This window comes from Acinetobacter sp. WY4 (assembly GCF_018438165.1).
In the GTDB taxonomy this organism is placed as follows: Bacteria; Pseudomonadota; Gammaproteobacteria; order Pseudomonadales; family Moraxellaceae; genus Acinetobacter.
Window position 1 is genome coordinate 39394 of sequence record NZ_CP053947.1, and the last position, 26167, is coordinate 65560.

The window sequence follows — 26167 nt, forward strand, 5'->3', positions numbered from 1 at the left end:
GGATTAGGCATCCAAATTTGAAAGTAAGGGAGAATTCTGGTGCTCGTAAATGAGCGATAAAGGATATTTTTGACCTGAAAGCGCATCTTGCACGGCTTTAATCACCAATGGACTACGCGCGCGAGCAGATCCAATCAGTTCATCGAGCGTCATCCAGACTGCGCCGACAATATCTGTATCTAAAGTGGCATTTGGGTCATAGTCAATGGATTTGGCTAAAAAGCAGAAACGAAAATATGTACGATCCGGGAACATCGGTGGGGTATAAGTATATATCCCTAAAAGATGAGTTACTTCAACCGTATGTCCGGTCTCTTCCATGGTTTCACGAATTGCGGCTTCGATAATGGTTTCACCGCATTCCACATGACCTGCTGGCTGATTAAATACCGTGTGTGTCACACCTTCTGTATGTTCTTCTACAAACAAGAATTTTCCGTCTTTTTCAACGATAGTTGCGACAGTGACATGAGCAGTCCAAGCGGTCATAAAGCAGCACCATGGAAAAGGATGCACTATTGTATAAAATTTTAGGGTGTGTGGCTATGTTGAATGGGGAATTCTTTAAAGGAGTTCTTTTAAAGATTAACGGCTTTGTTGCACAAACCTATCTGTAAAGGCTTTTTCAGCGATATAATTTTCAAATGAAGAAGCCTACACACAAAATCTACCGCACAACCAATTGGCCCGCATATAACCGAGCACTCATGAGTCGCGGAAATATTGCCATTTGGTTTGATCCTGCTACGCAATGGTATGCGCCATCAAAAGGCAAACAAGGGCGAAATCAAACCTACTCCGACGCAGCCATCCAATGCTGCTTAATGATTAAATCCTTATTCCGTCTATCTTTACGTATGGTTACTGGCTTTGTGCAAAGTCTGATTAAACTTTGCGGATTAAATTGGATAGCTCCAGATTACACCACGCTTTGTAGAAGACAAAAGCATATTGATATTGCAATCAGCTACCAAAAAAGTAGCGATGGGCTGCATCTACTCATGGACTCTACAGGCATGAAGTTTCTAGGTGAGGGCGAATGGAAGCGCAAGAAACATGGACCTGAATATCGTCGCCAATGGCGTAAACTTCATATTGGTATAGATGCTAAAACCCTACAAATACGAGCAGTTCAGCTTACAACCAATAATGTCAGTGATTCACAGGTGCTTGGTGATTTACTTAATCAGATTCCACAAGATGAGCAGATTGACTCTGTTTATACCGATGGAGCTTATGACACCAAGCAATGCCGTCAGGTCATTGCAGATCGGCAAGGGCATGCGGTGATTCCACCTAGAAAAATGCGAAACCATGGAAAGATACAAAGAGTAGCTCGCTAGAACGAAATGAATTACTTCGAACAGTTAAACGTTTAGGCAGGACACTATGGAAAAAATGGTCAGGCTATCATCGGCGAAGTTTGGTAGAAATCAAGATGCATTGCATTAAATTATTGGGCGATAAACTGAGTGCAAGGAGCTTTCAAAGCCAAGTGAATGAGATCCATGCACGTGTAGCAGTCCTTAACAGATTTACGGAATTAGGTCGACCAGTTACCCAAGTTACGCCTTAAATTTGGCTCAATTAGGGGCGCTTTGCATTTCAAATCTTTGTGCAACAAAGCCGACTGAGATTATGATTCACGCACCGCATCGACACGTTCTGAAATTCATTTAACATGAAATCTCTTATGCGAAACTGAGCATTATTTATAGTTATTTGAAACTTTCACATAATTTTGTGCAGAATATGGCAAGAATGCCATTTCTTTTTCAGTGAGCGGACGCGCTTTTTTGGCAGGGCTGCCCACATAGAGCCAACCACTTTCCAAAACTTTGCCCGGTGGAACTAGTGTACCTGCACCAATCATCACATCATCCGGAATGATGACATCATCCAGAATAATGCTGTTAATCCCGATTAATACGCGATTACCAATCGTACAACCATGCAATGTCACATGATGGCCAATCGTGACATCTTCACCAATGATCAAAGGCGAACCATTCGGTTTATCGGCTTTTTTATGACTGACATGCAACATGGCATGATCCTGAACATTCGAGTTTTTACCAATCCGGATCGAATTAACATCACCACGAATCACGGCAAAAGGCCAGACAGAGACATTTTCAGCCAAGACCACATCGCCGACCACGATTCCCATCGGATCGATATAACACGATTCATCAATTTGTGGAGTTGTGTCTAAATAAGAACGAATGTTTTGGCTCATGGTGATCTGCTCATTAAAAGTTTAAGGATCATGTGCATAGTATAAAATAAAAAGCACCCATCTGAATGAGTGCTTTGGTCTTAGTGCTAGACTAAAACAGTCTATTTAAACTTAGAACAAGTTTGAGAAGAATTGTTTAATGTGGTCGAGCATACGTGCGAAGAAACCAGCTTCTTCAACCGCGTTTAAAGCCACCAACGGTTTTTCTGAAATTACTTTACCATCCAGAGTCGCTACGTATTTACCTACGACCTGACCAGGCTGTAAAGGTGCAGTCAGTTTAGGCTGAACCACCAGCTGGGTTTTAATCGCGTTGGCCTGACCTTTCGGCATAGTCACATTAAAGTTTTCAGCAAGACCGATCTGAACTTCATCTTCCTTACCAAACCAGACTTTGGCTTTAGCAAGTACCTGTTTAGCCGGTTGAACATTTTTGGTTTCGAAGTTTGCATAACCCCAAGCCAACAATTCACGTGTTTGTGTCGCACGTTCCTGCATGGTTGGTGCACCAAAAATCACTGAAATCAAACGCGTAGGACCGCGTTTTGATGAGGTAGTCAAACAATAACCAGCTTCATCAGTGTGGCCAGTTTTTAAACCATCTACACTCGGATCAGTATATAGCAGGGCATTACGGTTACCTTGCTTGATGCCATTAAAGGTAAATTCTTTTTCCGCATAAATCGGATAATACTTAGAACTGTCTTTAATGATGTGTTGTGCCAGCGTTGCCATATCTTTGGCAGTTGAATAATGACCTTCAGCCGGCATACCGGTTGAATTGATAAAGCTGGTATTGGTCATGCCAATACGTTTAGCTTCCTGGTTCATCATATGTGCAAAGGTACCCTCGTTCCCTGCAATATGTTCAGCCATGGCTTTCGATGCATCATTCCCTGATTGAATAATAATCCCGCGAAGCATTTCAAGTGCAGTTGCCGTACCATTTAAAGGTACATACATACATGATTCCGCGCTACTGCCGCGACACCATGCTGACTCGTTCATGCGCACTTGTTCATCTTCAGTGAGTTCACCGCTCAATAGTTTTTGTTCGATGATGTAACTGGTCATCATCTTGGTCATTGAAGCAGGGGCTAATTTTTCATTTTCATTTTTTGAAGCGAGAAGTTGCCCTGTCTCGTAGTCCATTAGCACGTAGGATTTATTATTCAATTCTGGTGGTGCAGATAGGACAGTTGCTGCAAAGCTAAAACTAGGAACTAATAATAATGCAGCAAGGGCAGTTTTTTGGGTCATTTCTAGTGGGTTCCTATATCTTGATGTAAGCACGAAGAGCCTAGCATTTTAGGACAAAGCTAGGCTGACTTCTATGGGAAACCCGGTCTTATTTCAAAAGTATTGTAAGTTATCGGCAGAAAAGCAGCTTAATTGTTATAGGTGGTTAATTCATTACAAATCACCTGATTTTTTTTCTTGCCGGCTTTCTTGGCATCCGATTGTGCTTCGGCCAGAATATTGCGGAAATCGTTCTGTTTAGCCATCTGGTTTAAGCTTTCAACCGGATTACGCTGGCCCGGCATATACTCAGTCACCAGCTTGGTATAACCCTGATTAAACTGTGACTTGTCTTTGACCATGCTTGGACAGATTTCTGAAAGAACATAAATGGCTGCCAGTTCCTGTTTGGTCACTTGCTGAGTTGGGGTAACATTAATGTTTTCATCGGCTGCAAATGCAGAAGTTCCCAAAAGAGTGGCGGCAGAAATTGCGCAGAATGTTAAAGCTTGGAATATTGGATTTTTCATTGAAAACTCAAAAAATGGATTTAGAACAATAATTTGCCTAGCTTAAACTTATTTTTGAAATTGAAAAGTGGGAAAATGTAGCGAAGCTGTAGAATTATGAATAAATCTGTAAGAGAAAATAAGACGATGTTTACACCGTCTTATTTGAAAATTTAGCTGGCTTAGCCTTGGTAGTTCAGCATTTCTTCACAGACAGTTTTCTGCTCGTCTGAGCTGGTTTGCTTTGCACCCTGACGTGCTTCTTCAAGTAAAGATTTATATTCACTGTCTGCCTGTAGCTTTTGATAGCTCATGCCTTTATCTGAGTAGTCTGCAAGATAAGACTGGATCAATTGTTCAACGGTGCTGTTAAATTTTGGATTTTGACCAATGATTGCCGGGCAAACTTCAGCCATAACCTGTGCTGATGCAATATCTTCTTTTACAATGGTATTGTTTTCTTCAACAGTCAGATCGTTTGCCATGACTGAAGGGGAAATAAATGCTGCCAAGCTTAAAGTGAGAGCGCTAAATAAAGAGAATTTTTTAATCATCTTGAGCCACATATTATAAAGATGGATGTCGAGCAATAAATATATATAATTCGTGCACTAATACAATGAAATGTCCTAGTCAGTCATTTTTTAGCGTAACGAGATTTTTTAGTGAATATTTTAGTTTCAAATGATGATGGGGTGTTTGCACCCGGTATTCAGGCTTTGGCGCAAGCGCTAAAGCCTTTGGGGCGAGTGGTGATTGTGGCACCGGAAAGTGAACGCAGTGGCTTTTCTAGTGCCTTAACTTTGGACCGCCCTTTACGCCCAATCCAGATTTCTCCTGATGTCTGGGCGGTTAATGGGACGCCGGCAGATTGCGTTTACTTGGCTATGAACGGGCTATTTGATTTTGAATTTGACCTGGTGGTTAGCGGGATAAATAGCGGCGCAAATCTGGGAGATGATATCTTGTATTCCGGTACAGTCGGGGCGGCCTTTGAAGGTCGTTTAACTAAACATCCTGCGATTGCCGTATCACTGAGTGGGCCGAATGTACGTGGCTATCAGCAGCCTCAGGATTATCAGTTGGCCGCCGAATGGGTGCATGATTTTATTGCTCGTGGTTTGCCTGTTCTGCCTGAGCGACATATTTTTAATATCAATATTCCAGATGTAACTGAATTGCAGGGTGAAAAAGTGACATATCAAAGTCGCCGCCGTCAGTCTAAACCGGTGACGAGTCATATAGATCCGCGTGGTCGTCAGGTATTCTGGATTGGACTCTCAGGAGAAGCAGTCGCAGACCCTAAGCCAGGATTTAACGAAATTGATTCGGACTTCTCTGCGGTCGCCAATGGCTATGTCAGTATTACCCCGATTCAGATGGATGCTACCAATTATGAGAGTCTGCGGAATTTACAAACACAATTGGCAGAAAATGCGTCCTTAGTGTTATAACTTTGTGAAAAACTCGCGATTGCAAGTATATTGCCGTAAAACTTTGCTAATCTTAACGGAATTTTGCAACCGTATAGCATTAGAGAGGAAGATAATGTTCTTGGTGTTACCGAAATGTGTCGTAGCTTCGCCTGCAACCCTGATTAAAACCCTCGTTTTATCGACCGTTGTTATTTCTACAGGAGTAATTACCGGTTGTGCCACCAAACCCCAGGTGAATAATGCAACGCGTTATGCAACAGCTCCTGATTTCTATACGGTGCGTTCAGGAGATACATTGAGTGGGATTGCAGCACGTTATGGACTGAACTATATCAGTGTTGCCGAGATGAATGATATCAGTGCGCCTTACCGGATTTATGTCGGACAATCAATCCGCCTGAAAAGCAATACTGCGCGCCGTAGCACCAGTACTCAGGCTATGACTCAGGCAGCGCCAATCCAGCGTCAAACAATTGCAGTGCCTACACCGGCACCGGTGACACCAGCAACCACAGTACAAACCACACCACGCGTCAATACATCTGCACCGGTTACGCCAGTATCTACGGCTGCAGGTTTACGTTGGGTAAAACCATCGAATGGTGCGATTCTTCAGCAATACAATTTAGCTTCTAATATCAAGGGCACCCGCTATAGTGGCAATGTCGGCGATCCGGTATTTGCAGCAGCAGACGGGCAGGTGGTGTATGCCGCTGATGGTCTGAAAGAATATGGCAATCTGGTGTTGGTAAAGCATATCAATGGCTATATCACGGCTTATGCACATAACAGTAAATTGAACGTGAAAAGTGGCCAAAATGTAACGGCTGGTCAAAAAATTGCAGAAATGGGGTCGACTGGTACAACCCGCACCATGCTGGAGTTTCAGGTGCGTTTAGACGGCAAACCTATTAATCCTACTGCAGTTTTACCAAACAATTAAATAAATAATGCAAAGTGTAAATTTCGCCGTATAATACAATAAGTTGCTTTTATCAAATGATGAAGCACCTCATAAGTTTAGAGGGAAATTTATGTTAGATCAACTTCGAGCAATGGGTGTCTTTGCTTGCGTTGTGGAGAAAAACTCGTTTAGCGGTGCTGCCCGTGAATTAGGGATTACGACCAGCGCCGTCAGTCAACAAATTCGCTCGTTAGAACACGATATGGAAGTCGTACTTCTAAATCGTTCGACGAGAAAATTAAGTCTGACCGAAGCGGGACAAGCTTTTTTCCATAGCTGTCAAGAAATGTTATCTGCTGCTGAACGCGGTAAAGTCCGGATCAATGAGTTACGTGATGATCTCGTGGGCGAGCTGCGTATCGTTTCTTTGCCAGAATTGTGCGCGAATCATGTGATTCCTGCACTTTCTCATTGGATGGCTGCACATCGCGGCTTGGCAGTACATTTAGAAACAAACAATCATGAGGTTGATTTGTTGGATGGGCGGGTTGATATCGCCCTAAGATTTGAACAGAAAAATGATGAGCATAATCTTCAGGTTGTGCCATTGATGCAGATTGAGCAAATTCTGGTGGCGACACCGAGTTATATTAATCAAAGCACCATTATTTCGAGACCTGATGATCTTAAAAATCATGAGGTCTTGCCTTTAACGCATCTTAAAAACCATCAGTATTATCATTTTCAACATGTGAATACTGCAGAAAAAGCCGAGTTTGAACTGAAATCCCGTTTCAGTACCAATAACGGTTTGGTTGCAAAATCGATGTGCTTGCAGGGTAATGGGATTGCCAAGGTTTTATATCTTGATGCTAAAAAAGATTTGCTTAACGGTACCTTAGTTGAAGTTCTGCCTGAATGGAGACTACCACCGATTACACTGTATGCGGTTATTCCGAAACGTGAACAACAACCGACAAAAATCCTTCGTTGTCTTGATACCTTGAAACAATATTTTAGCCAGATCTCTGGCGGACGTATGTTACAAAACGCATCATAGAATGCAGAATAATAAAAAAGCCGCTTTAGAGCGGCTTTTTTAATTTTTAGGCTAGGGCTTTAGGCCAAATAAGCTTTGATCATTTTCACCAGACGTTCGATCAACTGGTCTGCTTGCTCCTGAGTAATATTCAGGGTAGGTAACAGACGAACGACATTGCCTGCAGTGACATTGATAATCATCTTATATTCATCGCGTGCAATCGCAACCAGATCACCGCATTCTTTTGGTAATTCAATCCCGATCATCAGACCAAAACCACGTACGATAACATTTTGATCTGCCAGCTTGTTACGCAGTTGGTCAACGATGTAAGCACCTTTTTCAGCAGCATTCGCGACGATATTTTCTTTTTGCATAATATCGAGAATGGTATAGACCACACGCGAACCCAGTGCTGTACCGCTATAGGTAGAACCGTGATTTCCAGCAGTTAATACGCCTACGCCACGACCTTGAGTCATTACCGCACCAATCGGGAAGCCATTTCCTAAGCCTTTGGCTGTGGTCAGTACATCCGGAATAATATTGGTGTGCTGATAAGCAAAGTATTTACCGGTACGGCCATTACCAGTTTGTACTTCGTCCAGCATCATCAGCCAGTTGTGCTGGTTACAGATTTGGCGGATTTCTTCTAAGTAGCTGAAACCTTGAGGAGCAGTATTCACGCCGCCTTCACCCTGAATAGGCTCAATCAAAATCGCTACGATATCCGGGTGATTAATCGCAGCCTCTTCAATCGCTTCGATATCACCAAAAGGTACACGGACAAAACCTTCAACCAGGGGGCCAAAGCCTTCCTGAACTTTTTTATTGCCTGTAGCAGACAAGGTGGCCATGGTACGACCATGGAAAGACTGGTCAGCGACAATAATTTTTGGTGAAGCAATACCTTGCATATGACCAAATTTACGTGCAATTTTGATTGCACCTTCATTGGATTCTGCACCACTGTTTGAGAAGAATACTTCTTCCATGCCTGCAACTTCAGCCAGTTTTTGTGCGGCAGCAGTTTGCCAAGGCACTTCAAACAGGTTGCTGGTATGAATCAGGGTCGCTGCCTGTTCAGCAATCGCTTCGGCAATGACTGGATGCGCATGGCCCAAACCACATACTGCAATGCCGGTTAATGCATCTAAATACTCTGTACCATCTTCGGTATAAAGATATGCACCTCGTCCTCGGACAAAGCTGATCGGTTGACGGCCAAAAACAGGCATCAAATGAGACGGTTGATCAGTTTGTACCGGTGCGAGGGTAATATTATTCATGACTAACTCTTAACTGTTAGGTGGAAAGATAAACTTATATAAGCAAAAACCCGCTCAGATTTAAAGGGTAATTGTAAATAAAATTGGAATTATTGCTTTAGACATACTGTTTTGCCTGGATTTGGGTATAATGCGAGACAGATGAGTTGAGGATTTATCAATGACTGAACAAGCACGCGATACCGAAGCGTTAATTCGTGACCAAATTGCAAAACACGCAGTACTTCTTTACATGAAAGGCACACCGCAATTTCCACAATGTGGTTTTTCTGCACGTGCAGTAGAAGCACTCAGTCAAATTGGTCGTCCGTTTGCTTATGTAAACATTCTGGAAAACCAGGACATTCGTGCGATGTTACCACAAATCGCCAACTGGCCGACATTTCCACAGCTTTGGATCAATGGTGAGTTGATCGGTGGTAGTGATATCATGCTCGACATGTTCCAAAAAGGTGAATTAAAGCCTTTAGTTGAACAGTACAGCCCGGCAGCTGATGCTTAATTTTGTATTAAATTAAGTTCAGATGTGAAAAAGCGCTTCATCCAGAAGCGCTTTTTTTATCTCTATTTTTGCTCAGGTTAAGGTCAGAGTTAATCCTCTGTCGCTGCATCCGGCTTTTCAGCTGTCGAAGCATCAGCTTCAACTTCAGTTTGTGGCTCGACGATTTGCTTCTTGTCTTTTTTCTTCTTCTTTTTTTTCTTTTTCTTCGGCACTTCGACCAGCTCGGCACCATCTTCAATCGCTTGCCAATAATCCAGCTGTGCCATCACTGCGGCATAGATTGAATTTTTGCTATAACGACCTTTTTTATCCAAGGTGCCGACAGGACGTGCCATCAGAATTTCCAGCGCCTGATCAATGGTATCAATCGCGTGAATATGGAACTGACCTTCTTCCACAGCAATGGTGACATCTTTACGCAGCATTAGATGTTGCATATTTTGACGCGGAATAATCACACCTTGTTTTCCGGTCAGACCTTGTAACTTGCAAGCATCAAAGAAACCTTCAATTTTGGCATTCACACCACCTACCGGTTGTACTTGTCCCAGCTGGTTCATGGAACCGGTAATGGCCCAGGATTGATCAATCGGTAACTGACTTATGGCAGACAGTAAGGCAGACAGTTCCGCGACTGTGGCACTGTCACCATCGACCTGGCCATAACTTTGTTCAAAGGCCAGTGCAGCAGAGAAATGCAAGGTCTGTTCACGACCAAAATGTGCTTTCAGGAAAGACGACATCAGCAACACGCCTTTAGCATGTAAAGAGCCACCGAGTTCGACACTGCGTTCGATATCCAGAATATCACCACCACCTTGATAAACCGAAGCAGTCAGTCGTGAAGGCAGACCAAATTCAACATCAGCATAATGAATGACGGACAGGGCATTGATTTGACCCAGACGATGGCCGCGGGTTTCGATCAGTTGAGTACCACGAGTCAGATCTTGCCAATACAGTTCACGTAAATAGCCGAGACGATATTTGCGATGATCCAGGGCAGTATTGATATGTTTTTCTGACACCATCTTGTCGCCAGCCTGGAAGGCATGATGATGTGCTTCACGGATCAGATCACCCAGCGTCAGGGCATGTAATGACAATGAACTTTGATCTTCGGCCTGACGGCTGGAATCTGTGAGCAATGCAGCCAAAGCAGAACGGTCAAAAGGTAATAATTTATCCGATTGCACATAGTCGGCAATCAGCTGCATATAGGCCTGCTCGTTATCGTCATTACGTTGTAATGTATCGGTAAAATCGGCACGGATTTTAAAGATGCTGCCCAGTTCAGGTTCAAGCTCTAAAATTTCATAATAAATTTCAGGCTCAGCCAGCAAGATAACCTTGATATTCAATGGAATCGAAGCAGGTTCAATCGAAATACTGCCGGTCAGCGTGATCATATGCTCAAGTGAAGACAGTTTTAAATGCCCCGATTTAAGCGCGCGCTTCAAGCCTTGCCATGCATACGGCTGTTCCAGCAATTGTTCCGCTTCCAGCATCAGGAAGCCGCCATTAGCTTTATGCAAGGTACCTGGACGAATCAAAGTAAAGTCCGTGGTAATCGTACCATTTTGAGTCAGTTGTTCCACATGACCCAAAAGGTTGTAATGCGTTGGAAAATCTTCAAAGATCACTGGTGCACCACTGTTCGGCTTGTGTGTGATAATCACATTGGCCTGATAACGTGCAGGAACGCGACTGAACAGTGCCGGAGTGAAATCATCTTCTTCCTGTTCCAGCACAATTTCGACATTGTTGATGATGTCTTCGGCATAGTATTTCAGGTAATGTTCCAGACCTTTCACATGTTTGAATTTCGCCAGAATCTGTTCAACTCGCGGTAAGACTACCTGTTTGGCGATATCACGGTTCAGGATCTGTACGCGATCGCGTGCATCATCTTCCAGATCACCCAGATGCAAACCCAGACGTTCCAGTTTCTTGTCCATATAGCGCATATTGGACGCCAGTTCGGCACGATCTTTATTGCTTAAGGCATTTAGATCTTCTTGAGACATTTCCTGCAATTCGTCATCAATCAGATGCACAGGAACAAAACAGTGCTCATCATGTCGCGAGATTAGCTTCAGATCCAGTTCTGCGCCTTCTTTGGTCAGTTCGATCAGTGCCTGCTGCTGCTCATCCCCGGTTTCCTGGCGAATCATTTCAATGCGGTTGTGATAGGTCTCTGCAGTAAAACGGCGCTCAAGCTGCTTGAGGATCGTTTGCCAGCTTTGATTCAACATGGCTTGGAATTTTGGGCCCTGACCTGAGGGCAGTTCTAGCGCAATCGGCTGACGCTGGTTCTGAAAGTTATTGACGTACACCCAGTCATTCGGGGTTTCCATAGTTTTGGCGTGCTGTTGCAGCAAACGCTTCACCATGGTGCGTTTACCGAGACCTGCGGTACCGACAGCAAAAATGTTATAGCCGGAATAAGGCAGGGCAATCCCGGCCTCAACTGAGGCGCGTGCGCGATCTTGGCCCAAAAAGTTATTCAGGGGCTTGATCCGTTTGGTTGACGCAGGAATTTTTTCTAAGTTTGGAATGTGCGTCAGCTGGGTGGATGTTAACCGGGTATGGTCCAGAGTATTTTTAATTTCGCTTTGTTCAAATGCAGAGATAAGTAAATCTGAGCGGATTTTTTGTGGAGTTGTGCTGGTGTTGCTGGCAATAGAAGAATTAATTTGATCGAGTCTCTGGGTCACTGTTGAAAATCCAAAACGAAATATTACGTTGATGAGAGTTAAGGTATACAGATTTACTTGAAAAATTCAAGCCAACATGTCGCTTTTGCCAGAAAATAAAAAACCGGAAATGTGATAAATATATAAATCTTGTTGAAAGATACGCTATTACAGGATTGAATAGCAGCAATTGGTTTTTCTGCGGAAAATAATAAAGCAATGACAACACAAACGACGGGTTGGAAATCCGCATTTACAGCATTTTTAGATCGACGTGCATTGATCATGCTGTTCTTGGGATTTTCGGCTGGTGTGCCGATTCTTCTGATTTTTTCCAGTCTGTCTTTATGGTTAGGTGAGGCCGGAATCAGCAAAAGTGCAGTAACTTTCTTTAGCTGGGCCGCATTGGGCTATTCATTTAAATTCGTCTGGGCACCGCTCATTGATGAACTTCCTGTCCCATTTCTGACCAAGGCTCTGGGACGTCGTCGTGCCTGGTTGCTGATTGCGCAGATTCTGATTGTCTGTGCCATTTCCATTATGGCCTTTTCTGATCCGGCTTTGGGTGCCACACATTTACAGCAAATGGCGCTCGGTGCAGTCCTGCTTGGTTTCTCCGCAGCAACGCAGGATATTGTGATTGATGCCTACCGGATTGAGCTGGCGGAAACCCAGATGCAGACCGTATTGGCTTCCACCTATAATGCAGGTTACCGGATCGGGATGATTGTGGCCGGTGCTGGTGCCTTGTTTCTGGCGGCCTATTTGGGAACTGCGAAAGGCAACTATATCTATGATGCCTGGAAATGGACCTATCTGGCGATGGCTGCTGTCATGCTGGTCGGTATTATCACCACACTGTCCATTCGGGAGCCGCAGGTTGACCGTGTGCGAAAACACTATGTGCGCAGTGATTATTTCCGTTTAGTCGCCGTATTTTTTGTGGCGGTGATCAGTTTTGTCTTGAGCTATATCTATTCGGGCAATCTGGTGGCCAGCATCACCGAACAATTCGCCATTCAAGATACCTTTGCCTTGTTCTGTTTTGAAGCTTTGCGCTTTGTTGGCTCGGGTGCAGTGGCCTTTGCGATTGGTGCAAGCTTGGTAAAAATGGGTGCGGTTAACAAGCAAATGGCCTATGAAACCTGGGTCAATCCGGTTGCAGATTTCTTTAAACGTTATGGCTTGAAACTGGCATTGGTGTTGTTATTGCTGATCGGTTTTTATCGGGTTTCCGATATTATTGCCGGCGTCATTTCCAATGTGTTCTATCAGGACCTGAATTTCAGTAAAGAACAGATTGCCGAGGCCGTTAAAGTCTATGGGGTGATTTTCTCTTTAGTCGGTGGTTTCCTTGGCGGGCTCTTGGCCCAGAAGATGAACATCATGAAACTGATGTTTGTCGGTGCCGTACTGGCCTGTTCTACCAACCTGATTTTTATCGGCCTGGTCAAGTCTGGTGAAAAACTGGCAGCTGTGGAAGTTAAAGCCGGTAATCAGGTTTATCAGGCAGAGACCGATGAAGTGGGTTACTGGAAGCTAGATGTACCGAGTGCAGTGCTGGCGCAGAGTAAACAGTTGCAAGTCTCAGCCGCTTATCTTAATACAGATAATACCAATCAAGCGCCTGTGCAGGTCAATATGCCATATTTGACCGCACAACAGGGCAGCACCCAGTTACAGATCCTGCCGATCACCAGTGACAATACCATCACTGTAGCTGAACAGGAGAAGACCATTGTGGTGCGCGGCCAGTATGTAGGGGAAGCACTACAAGAGAATCAAATAATTGTTTTGCAAATCAATGATCAGAATATTGAGGCAAAACTCGAAAGTGAAGGCGTATTTACTGCAGCGATTCCTGCACAGCAACTGATTCAGTCACCTGCACATATTATCAGTGCAGTTTTGATGCAAGATGATCAGGCACTTCAGCAAACCACCCATGTTTATCAGGTCAATGATCAGCTGAGCAATACCCAGAATCTGGATGTCGATATTCAGCCCTTGGCAGTGGTGGATGGCAACAGTTCAGATACAGTCGAAGTCAGTGGTAAGGTAATTAAACCTTATAGCGACAAGTGGCTTTATTTTGCTATTATTGTCGACAATCTGGCTGCTGGGCTGGCTGGTGCTGCGTTTATTGCATTCTTGTCGAGCTTGACCAGTGTGTCTTTTACCGCTGTTCAATATGCGATTTTTAGCTCACTCATGACTTTGACCCCTAAGATTTTAGGCGGATATTCGGGTACTATAGTCACCAATATCGGTTATCCGAATTTCTTCCTGATGACTACTCTAATCGGGATTCCGATCCTGATTCTGGTGGTTTGGGTCGCAAAACTGCTCGGTGAACACCAACAACAATCTGTACAGAAGGATGATTAATATGCGCATGCTGCATACCATGTTACGTGTAGGCAATTTAGAACAATCTCTCAAGTTCTATACTGAAGTACTTGGCATGACTTTGCTTCGTAAGCGTGATTACGAAGAGGGCCGTTTTACCTTGGCTTTTGTCGGTTATGGCGATGAAGAAAATCACACCGTACTGGAATTGACGCATAACTGGGATACAGACAGCTATGAACTGGGCAATGCTTATGGTCATATCGCGATTGCAGTTGATGATGCTTACAAGGCTTGCGAAGAGATTAAAGCGCGTGGCGGTAATGTGGTGCGTGAAGCCGGTCCGATGAAAGGTGGCGTGACTGTAATTGCATTTGTAGAAGATCCAGATGGCTACAAGATCGAGCTGATCCAGCAAGACAACAATGCACGTAATAACTAAGTGTGATGTGGCGAGATATATGAAATGCATTCATGTATAGATGAAAATATTACATCAAGCTGAATGCGTAGCATGGGCCCGGCATCTGTTAAGATAGCCGGGCATTTTTATATCAAATAATAAAATCTGAGGGATTATAGGGATATGCTTAAGTTCTTGGCATTGGATCGGTTTACGATACTGTTGTTTGTGATGGTTTTGCTGGCCAGTGTGTTGCCAGTTTCGGGGAAGGCGGCTGAAGTCTTTGGCTGGGTGACGACAGGAGCGATCGCCATCCTGTTTTTCCTGCACGGCGCCAAACTGTCTCGTGAAGCTGTGCTGCAAGGCATTATGCACTGGAAATTGCATACTTTGGTTTTTGCGCTAACTTTTGCTTTGTTTCCAATTCTCGGACTTTTGGCCAAGCCGATTTTATTGCCAATGCTCGGACAGGAACTGTATTGGGGTTTCCTGTTTATGTGTTTCTTGCCCTCCACGGTGCAATCCTCGATCGCCTTTACTTCGGTCGCACAGGGCAATGTTGCAGGTGCGGTGTGCAGTGCCTCTTTTTCCAATCTGATTGGTATGTTTATTACCCCATTATTGGTAGCATTTTTTATTCTCGGTCAATCTGATCATGGTTTTGATCCGACTTCATCGATTATCCAGATTACACTGCTGCTCTTGGTGCCGTTTATTTTAGGACAGATTCTGCGTCCATGGATCTATCCGCAAATGATGAAAATGCCAAAAATCGTCAAGGTTTTCGATCAAGGTTCGATTTTACTGGTGGTGTATGGCGCTTTTAGTAGCGCCGTAGTGGCTGGTCTGTGGAATGAAGTAAGCCTGAGTACCTTGTTGTTGCTATTGCTGGCTTGCTCGGTGTTACTCACGATTGTGATGTTATTATCACTTTATATTCCATGCTGGCTGGGCTTTAGCCGCGCTGACCAAAAAACGGCATTCTTTTGTGGTTCCAAGAAAACCTTGGCCAGTGGAGTGCCGATGGCGCAAATTTTATTTATTGGCCAGCCGCTGGGCATGATTGTCCTGCCGATCATGATTTTTCATCAGATTCAGTTAATGGTCTGCGGGATTATTGCCAATCTGTGGGCCAAAGAGAGTGAATCAGAAGCTGAAGAATAATTCGCATATTGAATTCGTTTCACGTATAATAATGCCCACTTGTTGTGCTTAGCTCTGACGGTATCCGTCTCGGTGGGCCAAAAGAATGGTCTGTTGTGGTGTTGATCTGCATGAACGATGTTCCTGCTTCCTCATTTGAGAGTGATCAATAGCGATGACAGCTAAACCTTCTTGAATCTAATGGAGTAATCGACGATGCGCGCCGATATTCACCCAAAATATGAAACTTTAGTTGCTACTTGTTCATGTGGTAACGTAATCGAAACTCGTTCAGCTCTTGGTAAAGAAACTCTTTATCTAGACGTATGTTCAGCTTGCCACCCATTCTACACTGGTAAGCAAAAGAACGTTGACACTGGCGGTCGTATCGACAAGTTCAAACAACGTTTTGCTGGTATGTCACGTTCTGTTAAACGTTAATACCCAAAATGAAAAAACGGGCTTTAAGCCCGTTTTTTTTGTGCCTGCAATTTAGAAAATTATCATTCGATTTCCTAAATGCACAGGCTTGTACAAGATCTTAGTGATCTTGTACATCAATCAAATGATCAAGTTTTTTCTGGAAATAATTCCCCTGAATAAAGCGGGCATCCACGTTCCAGGCATTCGCGAACAGTGTCATATCATTTAATTCACGGATCAGAATATTGAGTGGCTTGATTTCATTGTAGCTGGTAATTTTTTCCTGTAGTTGCTCAATCTCGGTATCTTTATTGAGCATATTGGTTAAGTTTGAATGTAAGCTGACACCATCCAGTTCAAGTTCGCGCAGTAAATTTTGACTGTACATGGATTGACCAAAATCACGCAGTGCAATCAGCGCGCCATGTTCATACAGCACGCGTAGATATTTTTGTGCATCTTGCTGATTCAGTAAAATATCTTCTTCTGAGAATTGCAAGATTAGCGGATGCTTCACTTTACTGCGAATAATCGTAATCAGCTTGGAAATAAATTCCGGGAAGGTACGGTCTTTAAATAGCACGGCACGGTTCAAATTGACAATTAAGCTTGCATCAGGATACTGGGTAATAAAGTTGTGTAACTGTTTACTGGCCTCAACCAGAATCCAGCGATCCAGTTTAATGGACAGTTCATCATCTTCATGAAGTTCTAAAAGGCTAGAAATATCCTGCCATTTATTCTCAAAAATAAAGCCACTGGTCACTTCATAGGTATATAAACGCGTATCTTCTTTATCATAGAGTTGCTGATACTTTAAATGGATCTCGCCACGTTCCAGACATTCACTTAAGGCTTTCAAAATAGAAGGTGTAGCGCTAGGAATAGACGTGACTGCTGGACTGATCGTTGCCACTGTTGAGCTGGCAACTGGTGTTTCAGCAACACTGAAATCTATACTTGGTATTTCTACCATGGCCGGACTGCTCAGTGAGGCTGGAATGTCGAGTTTAAATTCAGGTACAGCTTCTGCTTGAGGTAAAGATGTCGAGAATGCTTGTCCAATCAGCGTATTGCAGTGCATTTCATCCTGTAAACCCTGTTCAAGCGTGACATAGCCTAAGCGCAAATTTAGAGGGAATGACTTTTGTCCCACTGTAATGAGTTGCGGTTTGCTTAAGGCATTTAAACTGATCAGTTTGGATTCAAGAATTGCTTTAGAGTCTGCCTGGAACAGACCGACAACGACATCATATTCCAGTTTAAACAGGGGAATATGGGTCTGTTCCTTGAGGAATTCTTTGACTGCATCAAAGTACCCATTAAAAGTGGCCCAGTCAGATTGTAGAACTTCCGGGTCATATGCACTTAAAGAGAAAGTGACTAAGGCATTCACCGGTGCAGACTGCTTGTTCAGTTCACGTTTAAGTGACTGAAAAACACTTGGTTTTCCAGGAGTTTTCTCGGAAAAAACTGTTTGAGATTGAGTATCAATGCTAATTTGTACTGCATCTTCTTCAGCAGTTGAAGGCAAGAATTCCAGTTTTAATGGGTTAGATGCGGACACATGCGGATTCAGAGACTGAATCTCGACTCGACCTAAATCAAATTGACCCTGAGAGATCTTTTTGAAACGGGTTTTAAAATCATTCAAATCTGAAGGCTGGAGCAGATCTAGTAAAGGTAGACCAATGATCTCATCTTCATTTTGCAAGCCAAACAGTTTCAGGTAGTCCGCATTGACCTGAATGTGAATCCCTTCCTGAATGGTGGCAACAGCACGGTTGCTGTCGTCTACCAAAGATTGTGCCTGAATTTGTGCTGTTTCCAGCTCAGTCATTAAATGTTGCTGAGACTGTGACAAACGGCTAAATGACAATGCTCGAACCAGTCCCACATAAAACCGTTCCAGGTAGTCAAAATTGAGAATGTCATATACCCCTTTACGGATATATTGCGCATATTGTTCAGCCTGGTAATCATCCGGTTTAAGCAAAATCATCGGCAGATTAGGCTGCTGCGAAAGGCGCACCAAACTTAAGGCCTGTTCATATTTCAGGTCGTAGGCACGTCCAAAAATAATCAGATCCCAGTTGAAATTTAATTGTTTTTCAAAAGATTGCAGATCATCTAGCAGAACAGCATCCACCTGATAATCATTACTGGTCAGCAGATCACGGATTTGGTTATATCTAATTTGATTATCATCAATAATCAGTAAACGTGTTTCAGTACGTTTTAACTTTTTAGACAATAATGGATTTCTCACTTCAATGCTTCCCATAAATCATGATTTCTGCTTTCATTCATATGCTGATCGATAAAGTTTTCGATCATCTCTTCTTCCTGATCATTCAATAATTCATAATCAAAACGGATGAAACTCTGCGTAATCAGTTGTGCTTTGGTTAGATAGATTTTGAGTTCTTCCTGACCGAGACGTAAATGAATCGTTTGTTTTTCCCTAAACATCTGGGAGCCAGACACGATGAGACTGGTCGAAACCTGATCAAGTTGCGTCATTTTCACCAAGAGTGCGGGTTGATAATTGACATGATGACGTTCAGTACGTGCATAGGCCGCGCAAGGAAAGAGTTCTTGTGCCAGAATTTCCAGCCCGATTTCTAGGCCCTTATCCGTTGACTGCTTGATCCAGCGAATCACACCGCCACGCCACTGACTCTGGGTTTTTTCCTGAACCAGAATGAATTCACCGGTTTTCAGGTTAGCCGGGGTAATACCAGTCCATTTAATCCGGTAACCATTGACACTGATATCCAGAACTTCAGCGCTATGGATCTGTTTGGTTTCTCGATCGAGCGCCTTGATGCTGCTAAAACTACTTGGAATGGCGTTTTCCATCGAGCTGACAAAACGGCTTTCGCTCTGGAAATTATAATTGGCCTCGAGTTCCAGGGTTTCGTTGAAGTTTTTCCCTTTAGACAGGTAAAAATGCGCCACGCTTAAGCCAAAGCAGATATTGATCTGTGCTGAATATTCATAACGTTCATGACGACGCTCGACATTGTTCGAGAGCAGATTGTAGATATGAAAATGCAGTGCAGGGGTCAGGAACAGTTTTTCATTCCGCGACAGATACTGGGCATTTTTACTTTGAGTGCCCGTTAAATGATCCATCAGATTCTGGGTGGAAATATAGAAGCTCGGCTGAAACTGTGGCTCTTGGTGGGTATTAAAAATCGGCGGATGATCTTTGCTGGCATCGACCACATAACGGGACAGCGTGGTTTCCTTCGGCAGGATCTGTACCAGTTTGGCCCAGTCAAAACTGCATAGATACAGGCCCTGAATTTCTGCAGGCCGGATCTGATGAGTATTGAAGATATCCAATAAAATTAGCTGTGCGTAAGCATGCGCAATATTCTGGATTTCATGCTGAGTACCTAATACCTGATTGATATTACTTTGATAGAAATTGTTGTCTATTGCACATTCCAGCAATTGATGGGCAGCTAGCCATTGCCCCAGACCTGGCGTGCTATACAACATATGCTGTTGATATAACAGAAGGCTGAGTTGTTGCAGGGCATAATAAATCGACACCATCCGGGCAGTTTGAATACTCTTCTTTTTGCCTAGAGAAAATAGCGAAAACTTCTGATGGGTCAGCTGATGATTGCAGCGTTTGACGATATCGATATAAATTTTGGCACAATGACTGCGCAGCAGCATGGCCAGTTCAATGATCTGGTCATTTCTATCGGAAGTGATCAGGCCCTGATTGACGAAATGCTTTTCCAGACTGGTCAGGACATTTTCAAGGGTAGGATGCAAGACCTGAATCAGGTCAAAGCGCAGGGTTTCTGTACATTTCAGCTCAGAAACTTCCAATAAGGCATTAAACAGGGATTTGGATGAATTCCCCAGCTGTAGAATCGAAATCCCCGCAACCCATTCCTGCAAAGCCTTGGCAGTGGTTGGGCAAAAGCTCAACTGCTCTCGTTTAAGTTCCGTCGGTGTCTGAAAAATGTCTAAAGTATGCGTGCTCATCTTTATTATTTAACTCAAAAATGTTGAAACCCCAAAAAGCGGTGTCTTATTCTTCTCGCCCGCTATTTCTCGAACCAGTTTAGGAACCAAATACCCCGGCAGGTTCGCTAAAACTTCTGTATAAATCTCATTAATATGGTCAGGCGCTAAATCAAAATGATGCGCACCTTTTACTTTATCAAGTACATGTAAATAATAAGGCATGACCCCGGCATCAAACAAGCGATAGCTTAAATCTACTAAAACCTGAGCAGAATCATTCACCCCGTTTAATAAAACCGCCTGATTCAGAACGGTGATCTGCTGTTGAACCAGTTGGTTTAAACGCTTGCAAGTGAAGTCATCCAGCTCCGATGCATGGTTTGAGTGTACCACCAGAATAATACGTAGCCTACTGTTTTTTAACATGCTAAGTAGCTCTTCGTCGACTCGGTTGGGGATCACAATAGGAACTCGTGAATGTATTCTTAAGAATTTGAGATGTGGTACTGATTCTAATCGTTCAATCCAGGTTTTTAATTTCCGGTTCGATAAGGTTAGTGGATCACCGCCACTCAGAATCACTTCATTAATATCAGGCTGGCTTTCCAGATATTGCTTGATATTTATCCAGTCTTCATTTTTAGGCAGATTTTTCTGATAGGGGAAATGCCGGCGGAAACAATAACGGCAATGTACAGCACAGGCACCAGTCAGTGTCAGCAAGAAACGGGATTTATATTTATGCAGTACGCCGGGTTGCTGATTGGCCTGTTCTTCGCCCAAGGGGTCAGTAACAAATCCTGGATGTTCTTCCAGTTCCAGATGATGGGGCAGCACTTGTAAAAGCAATGGGTCTAAAGGGTTTCCGGTCTGCATTTTTCCCAAAAAAGCGCGTGGCACGCGCAATTTAAACTGCTCAGATGCCAAGATGGCACCTGAGAGCAGTTGCTCTGGTGCAAGTTGCAGTACTTCAAGCAGTTCGCGGGGATCGGTGATCAGGTCGCTGAGCTGTGATTGCCAGTTTTGTTCTTGATATAAATAGTTCGTCATGCCGGAAGATTAACAATAATAAGTGAGAGGACAAAGCCTGATGGGCGCAGTTTAACAGGTTGTGCGCAAGCGCAATAATCCACTGCGCTGTAAAATAAAGAGTGATTAAGCTATGCTGATCTTCGTGCTCGCCTGATGCTATTTTAACGTTGAGCAAGACATGAATAAACAAAGGATTTTCATGTCTGATTGTAACTTAAACAGCCTGAGCGGGTGAAAGCGGATTTTTTCATTGCGGCAAAGTGTATTGCTCATTTAGAATACGCAACATCAAATGAATGTGCATGTGGCAACTCAATGTTCGTGTCAGACTTGCTAAATGACATCGCAACAGCCCATAGCATCAATAGATTAAAGTTAGTAAGTTTGGAGTGCGCCAGTCATGGCCTATTATTCTACGAATGATTTCAAGTCAGGCCTTAAGGTTATGCTTGATGGCAACCCATGTTCAATCATGGAAAACGAATACGTAAAACCAGGTAAAGGCCAAGCTTTTAACCGCGTAAAATTACGTAACCTTAAATCAGGTAAAGTTCTGGAAAAAACTTTCAAATCAGGCGAGAACCTAGAAGCGGCTGATATCGTTGAAGTAGAAATGGAATACTTGTACAACGATGGCGAAATGTGGAACTTCATGGATCCTGTTACTTTTGAACAGATCGCAGCTGATAAAACAGCGATGAGCGATGCTGCAAAATGGTTAAAAGACGATTCAAATGAAAAATGTACCATCATGTTGTTCAATGGCGTGCCTTTAAACGTGACTCCACCGAACTTCGTCGTACTTAAAATCGTTGAAACTGATCCAGGTGTTCGTGGTGATACTTCTGGCGGTGGCGGTAAGCCAGCGAAACTTGAAACAGGTGCTGTGGTACGTGTTCCATTATTCGTACAGCAAGAAGAAAGCGTTCGTGTAGATACCCGTACTGGTGATTATTTAGAACGTGCATAATGGTTTGAAAATAGACTATTATCGAGAGGGATGATTTAAATCATCCCTTTTTTTATGCCAAAGTCTTAGAGGAAAAGCAAAAGAACAGGCGTAAAGTCGCAAGGGAAAACAGCAGTACCTCGAACAACAACAATCACGCTGATTTGTATGCATCACAATATGAGGGATTGAATGGAAACTTTACAAAAGAAGTCGACGCTGACTTCGAAAATGATTTGGCTTTTGGTAGCCATTGTGGGTGCAGTCTCTTTTGGAGTTCTGGCACTGAGTCGGGGTGAGCATGTCAATGCAGTCTGGCTGGTACTTGCCGCCGCCTGTGTCTATAGCATTGCTTACCGTTTCTACAGTTTATTTATTGCCACCAAAGTATTTGAGCTGAATGAACGCCGTTTAACGCCTGCGCATCGTCTGGCCGATGGTCTGGACTATGTGCCGACCAATAAAAGCGTTCTATTTGGCCATCACTTTGCAGCGATTGCCGGTGCAGGTCCTTTAGTCGGTCCGATCCTGGCAGCGCAGATGGGCTATTTACCTGGGACGATCTGGCTACTGGTCGGTGTGGTGCTGGCAGGTGCGGTACAAGACTTCCTGGTACTGTTTATTTCCACCCGTCGTGACGGTCGATCACTTGGTGAGATGGCTAAGCAGGAACTCGGAACCTTTGCCGGTATTATCGTGATGCTCGGTGCCTTGGGCGTGATGATCATTATTCTTGCGGTATTGGCACTAGTAGTGGTGAAAGCATTAACTAACAGCCCTTGGGGTGTGTTCAGTATTGCAGCCACCATTCCGATTGCGATCTTTATGGGCATCTATATGCGTTTTATCCGTCCGGGTAAAATTGCTGAAGTCTCGATTATCGGTTTTGTGTTGATGATGCTGGGCATTATCTACGGTGAAAACATCGCACAACATCCATATTGGGGTCCGTTCTTTACGCTTTCTGGCACTGAGCTGACCTGGGCGCTGATCATTTATGGCTTCATTGCATCGGTACTGCCAGTCTGGCTATTGCTTGCACCACGTGATTATCTGTCGACTTTCCTGAAAATTGGTGTGATTGCAGGTTTGGCCGTTGGTATCCTGTTTGCCATGCCTGAAATGAAACTGCCAGCGATTACCGAATTCGTGGATGGTACTGGTCCTGTATTCGCAGGTTCTATGTTCCCATTCCTGTTTATTACCATTGCCTGTGGTGCGATTTCCGGTTTCCACGCCTTGGTATCTTCGGGGACCACACCGAAACTGGTCAACAACGAACGCGATATCCGTATGATCGGTTATGGCGGTATGTTGATGGAATCTTTTGTAGCGATCATGGCTTTGATCTGTGCTGCAATTCTGGATCCAGGAATTTATTTTGCGATTAACTCACCAGCAGCCTTGCTCGGTACTACCGCAGAAAGCGCAGCAGAAGCAGTGCGAACCCTTGGTTTTGTGGTAACGCCTGAAGCCTTGACTTTACTGGCACAGGAAGTGGGTGAGAACTCGATTCTATCGCGTACTGGTGGTGCGCCTACTTTTGCAATTGGTATGGCACATATCATCACCGAAATTTTCAACAGCCGTGAAATGATGGCGTTCTGGTATCACTTTGCGATTCTGTTTGAAGCATTATTCATCCTGACTGCTGTAGATGCTGGTACCCGTGCCTGTCGCTTTATGGTTCAGGATACCGTGGGTATCGTGATTCCTGCGGTGAAACAGTCGCATAACTTCTTCGGAAACCTGTTAGGTACTGCGGTTGCAGTTGCAGGCTGGGGATTCTTCGTCTATCAGGGCGTCGTCGATCCATTAGGCGGTATTAACAGTTTATGGCCACTCTTCGGTATTGGTAACCAGATTCTGGCTGCGATGGCGCTCATTCTCGGTACTGTCATTCTGTTCAAGATGAAAAAACAGAAATATGTCTGGGTCACGATTATCCCGACAGTGTTCCTGTTTATCACTTCCATGACTGCGGGCTGGCAGAAGATTTTCCACGAAAATCCGAAGATTGGTTTCCTTGCGCAGGCTGACCGTTTCAACACGGCGATTGCCAATAATGAAATCCTGGCACCAGCGAAAACTGTGGCAGAAATGCAGACGGTAGCGATGTCAAACCAGATCAATGCTGCACTTTGTGCTTTCTTCATGATTGTGGCCTTTGTCATGTTGTTTGCCGCGATTCGGGTGATCCGTCGTGCATTGGCAAATCCTGAGCCATCTGTGCATGAAGCAGAAGCGATTTATCGCGATCCTGAAGAGATTCAGCCAGCGAAAGGTCATTAAGGGGAATATTATGAATCTGAAGTTTGCCAAAAGCGGGAAAACGATGATTTATAAAATCATCAAGATGACCGTAATGTCACAAAAGGATTTAATACTGAATCCGAAAAACTGGTCGCGGATTGCGACCTTGTGGCAACGTTTGCAGCAAAGTTTCCGTCTGATGGTCGGTGTACCTGATTACCAGACCTATGTGGAGCATATGCGCAAGCATCATCCCGATCTGGAAGCCATGGACCCGAAAACATTTTATCGTCACTGTGTGGATTCCCGTTATCCATCTGCGGGCGGTGATATGAAGAAGTGTCCGTGTTAATCATTAATTCATAGCAAGCGCCTTTCGGGGCGCTTTTTTTTATCGTTAAAAATTAATATGAGGAATAGACGATCGCGTTAAATCTGAGGTCATTGATTGAGCTAGCGTAGAAAAGTTTTATTATAAAAATCCATGAAATCGCTTAAGTCTCTATACCTTTTAAGTATGATTCTTTTCAAATAGATGGATGAGCTCAGATTGGTATTTTGAGATTTGAGCGAAAAGAAAAATGATCTCTATTTGTGTCGATCATTTTATTTGTTTTCTGCGCTTCTTACTTCTTTTCAACCTGATCATTTTGACTCTTCTATTATTTAAATCCTCGCCATTTTCTAATCAGTATTTTTATTCAGTTACACAGAAAGATGATTGATCTTTTGGGAAAATTTAAATTTCAGTGTATGTTAATCTTAGGCCATGTTTTATTAAGGAAATTATTGTGATCTGGGGCATGAAACAAAAGGAAAATAACGACATTGCACACATCAATACTGTGCTTGAACAAAAAATTGCAAGTTATGCACCCAAGATCCAGCGTTTTTTTGAAGAAGTTAATGCCATTGTGTTGGATAAGCAGGCCCAGACCACACTGGCACTCTGTTGTTTGATTGCAGGCGGACATGTCTTATTTGAAGATTTACCCGGATTGGGTAAAACTACATTAGCCAGCAGTCTGGCACATCTGGCTGGGTTAAAGTTCCAGCGGATCCAATTTACCAATGACATGCTGGCCAGTGATGTCATCGGTATTAACATGTTTAACCAGAAAGAACATCAGTTCGAGTTTAAACAAGGCCCGATTTTTACTCAGATTTTACTGGCAGATGAAATCAACCGTTGTAGTCCCAAAACCCAAAGTGCCTTACTCGAAGCCATGGAAGAAGGCTATGCCACCATTGATGGCGTACGCTATGCCTTACCGAAACCTTTCTGGGTGATTGCGACACAAAACCCGCTATTCCAAAGTGGTACTTACGCTTTGCCGGAATCCCAGCTAGACCGTTTCCTGATGCGTTTATCTTTGGGGTATCCATCACGCCATGCAGAAAAACTGTTATTACAGCAGGAATCCCGTTTTGCCCTGATTGCAAGTCTGGCGCATATTTTTACCGAAGATGAAATTCTGGATCTGCAAAGTCTGACGCATCAGATATTTATCAGTGAAGCGATTCAGGAATATTTGCTTGATCTGGCAGAAGAAACCCGTAAAAGCCGTCATGGACTTTCTACGCGTGGCCTTCTGGCCTTGAAGTGCGCAGCACAAGCGTATGCTTTGATTCAGCAACGTGCTTTTGTCACACCAGATGATGTGCAGGCTGTATTTGTCGCGGTGACTTCGCATCGTCTGGGGTTAAGTGAAGCTGAAACGTTTAATGTGATGCAACAGGTTGCGGTCAGCTAAAGGAGTCCTCTC

General features: G+C 43.7%; 22 protein-coding genes and 1 pseudogene. 13 read left to right on the plus strand and 10 right to left on the minus strand.

Annotation, left to right across the window (positions count from 1 at the left end; translation table 11 throughout):
• Positions 1 to 3: 3 nt before the first annotated feature.
• On the minus strand, positions 4 to 489 hold the full coding sequence (locus tag G4D73_RS00170) for an NUDIX hydrolase (protein WP_180037873.1): 486 nt from the start codon (positions 487 to 489) through the stop codon (positions 4 to 6).
• 155 nt (positions 490 to 644) lie between these two features.
• Between G4D73_RS00170 and G4D73_RS00175 the strand changes: the two are divergent.
• A pseudogene (locus tag G4D73_RS00175) lies at positions 645 to 1576 on the plus strand (IS5 family transposase).
• Positions 1577 to 1708: 132 nt separating this feature from the next.
• On the opposite strand, the gene G4D73_RS00180 reads toward G4D73_RS00175, so the two are convergent.
• The 4 genes from G4D73_RS00180 to G4D73_RS00195 form a co-directional block, all read right to left on the minus strand.
• The gene (locus G4D73_RS00180) at positions 1709 to 2239 is read right to left on the minus strand and encodes a gamma carbonic anhydrase family protein (protein ID WP_004730083.1); all 531 of its coding nucleotides are present in this window, start codon (positions 2237 to 2239) and stop codon (positions 1709 to 1711) included.
• Between the two features lie 111 nt (positions 2240 to 2350).
• The gene (gene dacC / locus G4D73_RS00185; protein ID WP_004646537.1) at positions 2351 to 3499 is read right to left on the minus strand and encodes a D-alanyl-D-alanine carboxypeptidase PBP5/6; all 1149 of its coding nucleotides are present in this window, start codon (positions 3497 to 3499) and stop codon (positions 2351 to 2353) included.
• 128 nt (positions 3500 to 3627) lie between these two features.
• The gene (locus G4D73_RS00190) at positions 3628 to 4008 is read right to left on the minus strand and encodes an MCR_0457 family protein (RefSeq protein ID WP_005104587.1); all 381 of its coding nucleotides are present in this window, start codon (positions 4006 to 4008) and stop codon (positions 3628 to 3630) included.
• 161 nt (positions 4009 to 4169) lie between these two features.
• Positions 4170 to 4541, minus strand: coding sequence for an MCR_0457 family protein (locus G4D73_RS00195; protein ID WP_004279733.1), 372 nt, complete (start codon positions 4539 to 4541; stop codon positions 4170 to 4172).
• Between the two features lie 111 nt (positions 4542 to 4652).
• On the opposite strand from G4D73_RS00195, the gene surE reads away from it, so the two are divergent.
• From surE to G4D73_RS00210, 3 genes are all read left to right on the plus strand, one after another.
• Positions 4653 to 5441: a 5'/3'-nucleotidase SurE gene (gene surE, locus G4D73_RS00200; RefSeq protein ID WP_004279734.1), complete on the plus strand. Its 789-nt coding sequence runs from the start codon at positions 4653 to 4655 to the stop codon at positions 5439 to 5441.
• Positions 5442 to 5535: 94 nt separating this feature from the next.
• Positions 5536 to 6366 (plus strand): peptidoglycan DD-metalloendopeptidase family protein, encoded by an 831-nt coding sequence (locus G4D73_RS00205; protein ID WP_195724905.1) that lies wholly within the window; start codon positions 5536 to 5538, stop codon positions 6364 to 6366.
• 91 nt (positions 6367 to 6457) lie between these two features.
• The gene (locus tag G4D73_RS00210; protein WP_044112899.1) at positions 6458 to 7387 is read left to right on the plus strand and encodes a LysR family transcriptional regulator; all 930 of its coding nucleotides are present in this window, start codon (positions 6458 to 6460) and stop codon (positions 7385 to 7387) included.
• Between the two features lie 59 nt (positions 7388 to 7446).
• Here G4D73_RS00210 and G4D73_RS00215 read toward each other — a convergent pair whose 3' ends face one another.
• The gene (locus G4D73_RS00215) at positions 7447 to 8658 is read right to left on the minus strand and encodes an aspartate aminotransferase family protein (protein WP_153566476.1); all 1212 of its coding nucleotides are present in this window, start codon (positions 8656 to 8658) and stop codon (positions 7447 to 7449) included.
• A gap of 160 nt (positions 8659 to 8818) precedes the next feature.
• Between G4D73_RS00215 and grxD the strand changes: the two genes are divergently transcribed.
• Positions 8819 to 9160: a Grx4 family monothiol glutaredoxin gene (grxD, locus tag G4D73_RS00220; protein ID WP_004279738.1), complete on the plus strand. Its 342-nt coding sequence runs from the start codon at positions 8819 to 8821 to the stop codon at positions 9158 to 9160.
• Between the two features lie 89 nt (positions 9161 to 9249).
• Here the strand turns inward: grxD and G4D73_RS00225 are convergent, their stop codons facing one another.
• Entirely contained in the window at positions 9250 to 11877 is a 2628-nt protein-coding gene (locus G4D73_RS00225) for an ATP-binding protein (RefSeq protein ID WP_213687087.1), read from the minus strand.
• Positions 11878 to 12075: 198 nt separating this feature from the next.
• Here G4D73_RS00225 and G4D73_RS00230 point away from each other — a divergent pair, with 198 nt between their 5' ends.
• The 4 genes from G4D73_RS00230 (at position 12076) to rpmE (ending at position 16192) form a co-directional block, all read left to right on the plus strand.
• Positions 12076 to 14244: an AmpG family muropeptide MFS transporter gene (locus G4D73_RS00230; protein ID WP_213687088.1), complete on the plus strand. Its 2169-nt coding sequence runs from the start codon at positions 12076 to 12078 to the stop codon at positions 14242 to 14244.
• 1 nt (position 14245) lies between these two features.
• Entirely contained in the window at positions 14246 to 14647 is a 402-nt protein-coding gene (gene gloA, locus G4D73_RS00235) for a lactoylglutathione lyase (RefSeq protein ID WP_004279741.1), read from the plus strand.
• A gap of 144 nt (positions 14648 to 14791) precedes the next feature.
• Positions 14792 to 15772 carry a bile acid:sodium symporter family protein gene (locus tag G4D73_RS00240; RefSeq protein WP_213687089.1) on the plus strand — a complete coding sequence of 327 codons (981 nt, stop codon included), beginning with the start codon at positions 14792 to 14794 and terminating at the stop codon, positions 15770 to 15772.
• Positions 15773 to 15967: 195 nt separating this feature from the next.
• Positions 15968 to 16192, plus strand: a complete 225-nt coding sequence (gene rpmE, locus G4D73_RS00245) for a 50S ribosomal protein L31 (RefSeq protein WP_004279743.1) — start codon at positions 15968 to 15970, stop codon at positions 16190 to 16192.
• Between the two features lie 100 nt (positions 16193 to 16292).
• Here the strand turns inward: rpmE and G4D73_RS00250 are convergent, their stop codons facing one another.
• The 3 genes from G4D73_RS00250 to epmB are packed head-to-tail and all read right to left on the minus strand — an operon-like array spanning position 16293 to position 21217.
• On the minus strand, positions 16293 to 18458 hold the full coding sequence (locus G4D73_RS00250) for an EAL domain-containing protein (protein ID WP_213687090.1): 2166 nt from the start codon (positions 18456 to 18458) through the stop codon (positions 16293 to 16295).
• Positions 18440 to 20185 (minus strand): GTPase, encoded by a 1746-nt coding sequence (locus G4D73_RS00255; RefSeq protein WP_213687091.1) that lies wholly within the window; start codon positions 20183 to 20185, stop codon positions 18440 to 18442. The genes G4D73_RS00250 and G4D73_RS00255 overlap by 19 nt, the downstream gene beginning before the upstream one ends.
• Positions 20186 to 20194: 9 nt before the next feature.
• Positions 20195 to 21217 carry an EF-P beta-lysylation protein EpmB gene (gene epmB, locus G4D73_RS00260; RefSeq protein WP_213687092.1) on the minus strand — a complete coding sequence of 341 codons (1023 nt, stop codon included), beginning with the start codon at positions 21215 to 21217 and terminating at the stop codon, positions 20195 to 20197.
• Positions 21218 to 21599: 382 nt separating this feature from the next.
• Between epmB and efp the strand changes: the two genes are divergently transcribed.
• From efp to G4D73_RS00280, 4 genes are all read left to right on the plus strand, one after another.
• The gene (gene efp, locus G4D73_RS00265) at positions 21600 to 22169 is read left to right on the plus strand and encodes an elongation factor P (protein WP_004279747.1); all 570 of its coding nucleotides are present in this window, start codon (positions 21600 to 21602) and stop codon (positions 22167 to 22169) included.
• Positions 22170 to 22340: 171 nt separating this feature from the next.
• Positions 22341 to 24440, plus strand: a complete 2100-nt coding sequence (locus G4D73_RS00270) for a carbon starvation CstA family protein (RefSeq protein ID WP_213687093.1) — start codon at positions 22341 to 22343, stop codon at positions 24438 to 24440.
• A gap of 7 nt (positions 24441 to 24447) precedes the next feature.
• Positions 24448 to 24753, plus strand: coding sequence for a YbdD/YjiX family protein (locus G4D73_RS00275; protein WP_171054308.1), 306 nt, complete (start codon positions 24448 to 24450; stop codon positions 24751 to 24753).
• A 439-nt stretch (positions 24754 to 25192) separates the two neighbouring features.
• Positions 25193 to 26155, plus strand: a complete 963-nt coding sequence (locus G4D73_RS00280) for an AAA family ATPase (protein WP_213687094.1) — start codon at positions 25193 to 25195, stop codon at positions 26153 to 26155.
• Positions 26156 to 26167: the final 12 nt, after the last annotated feature.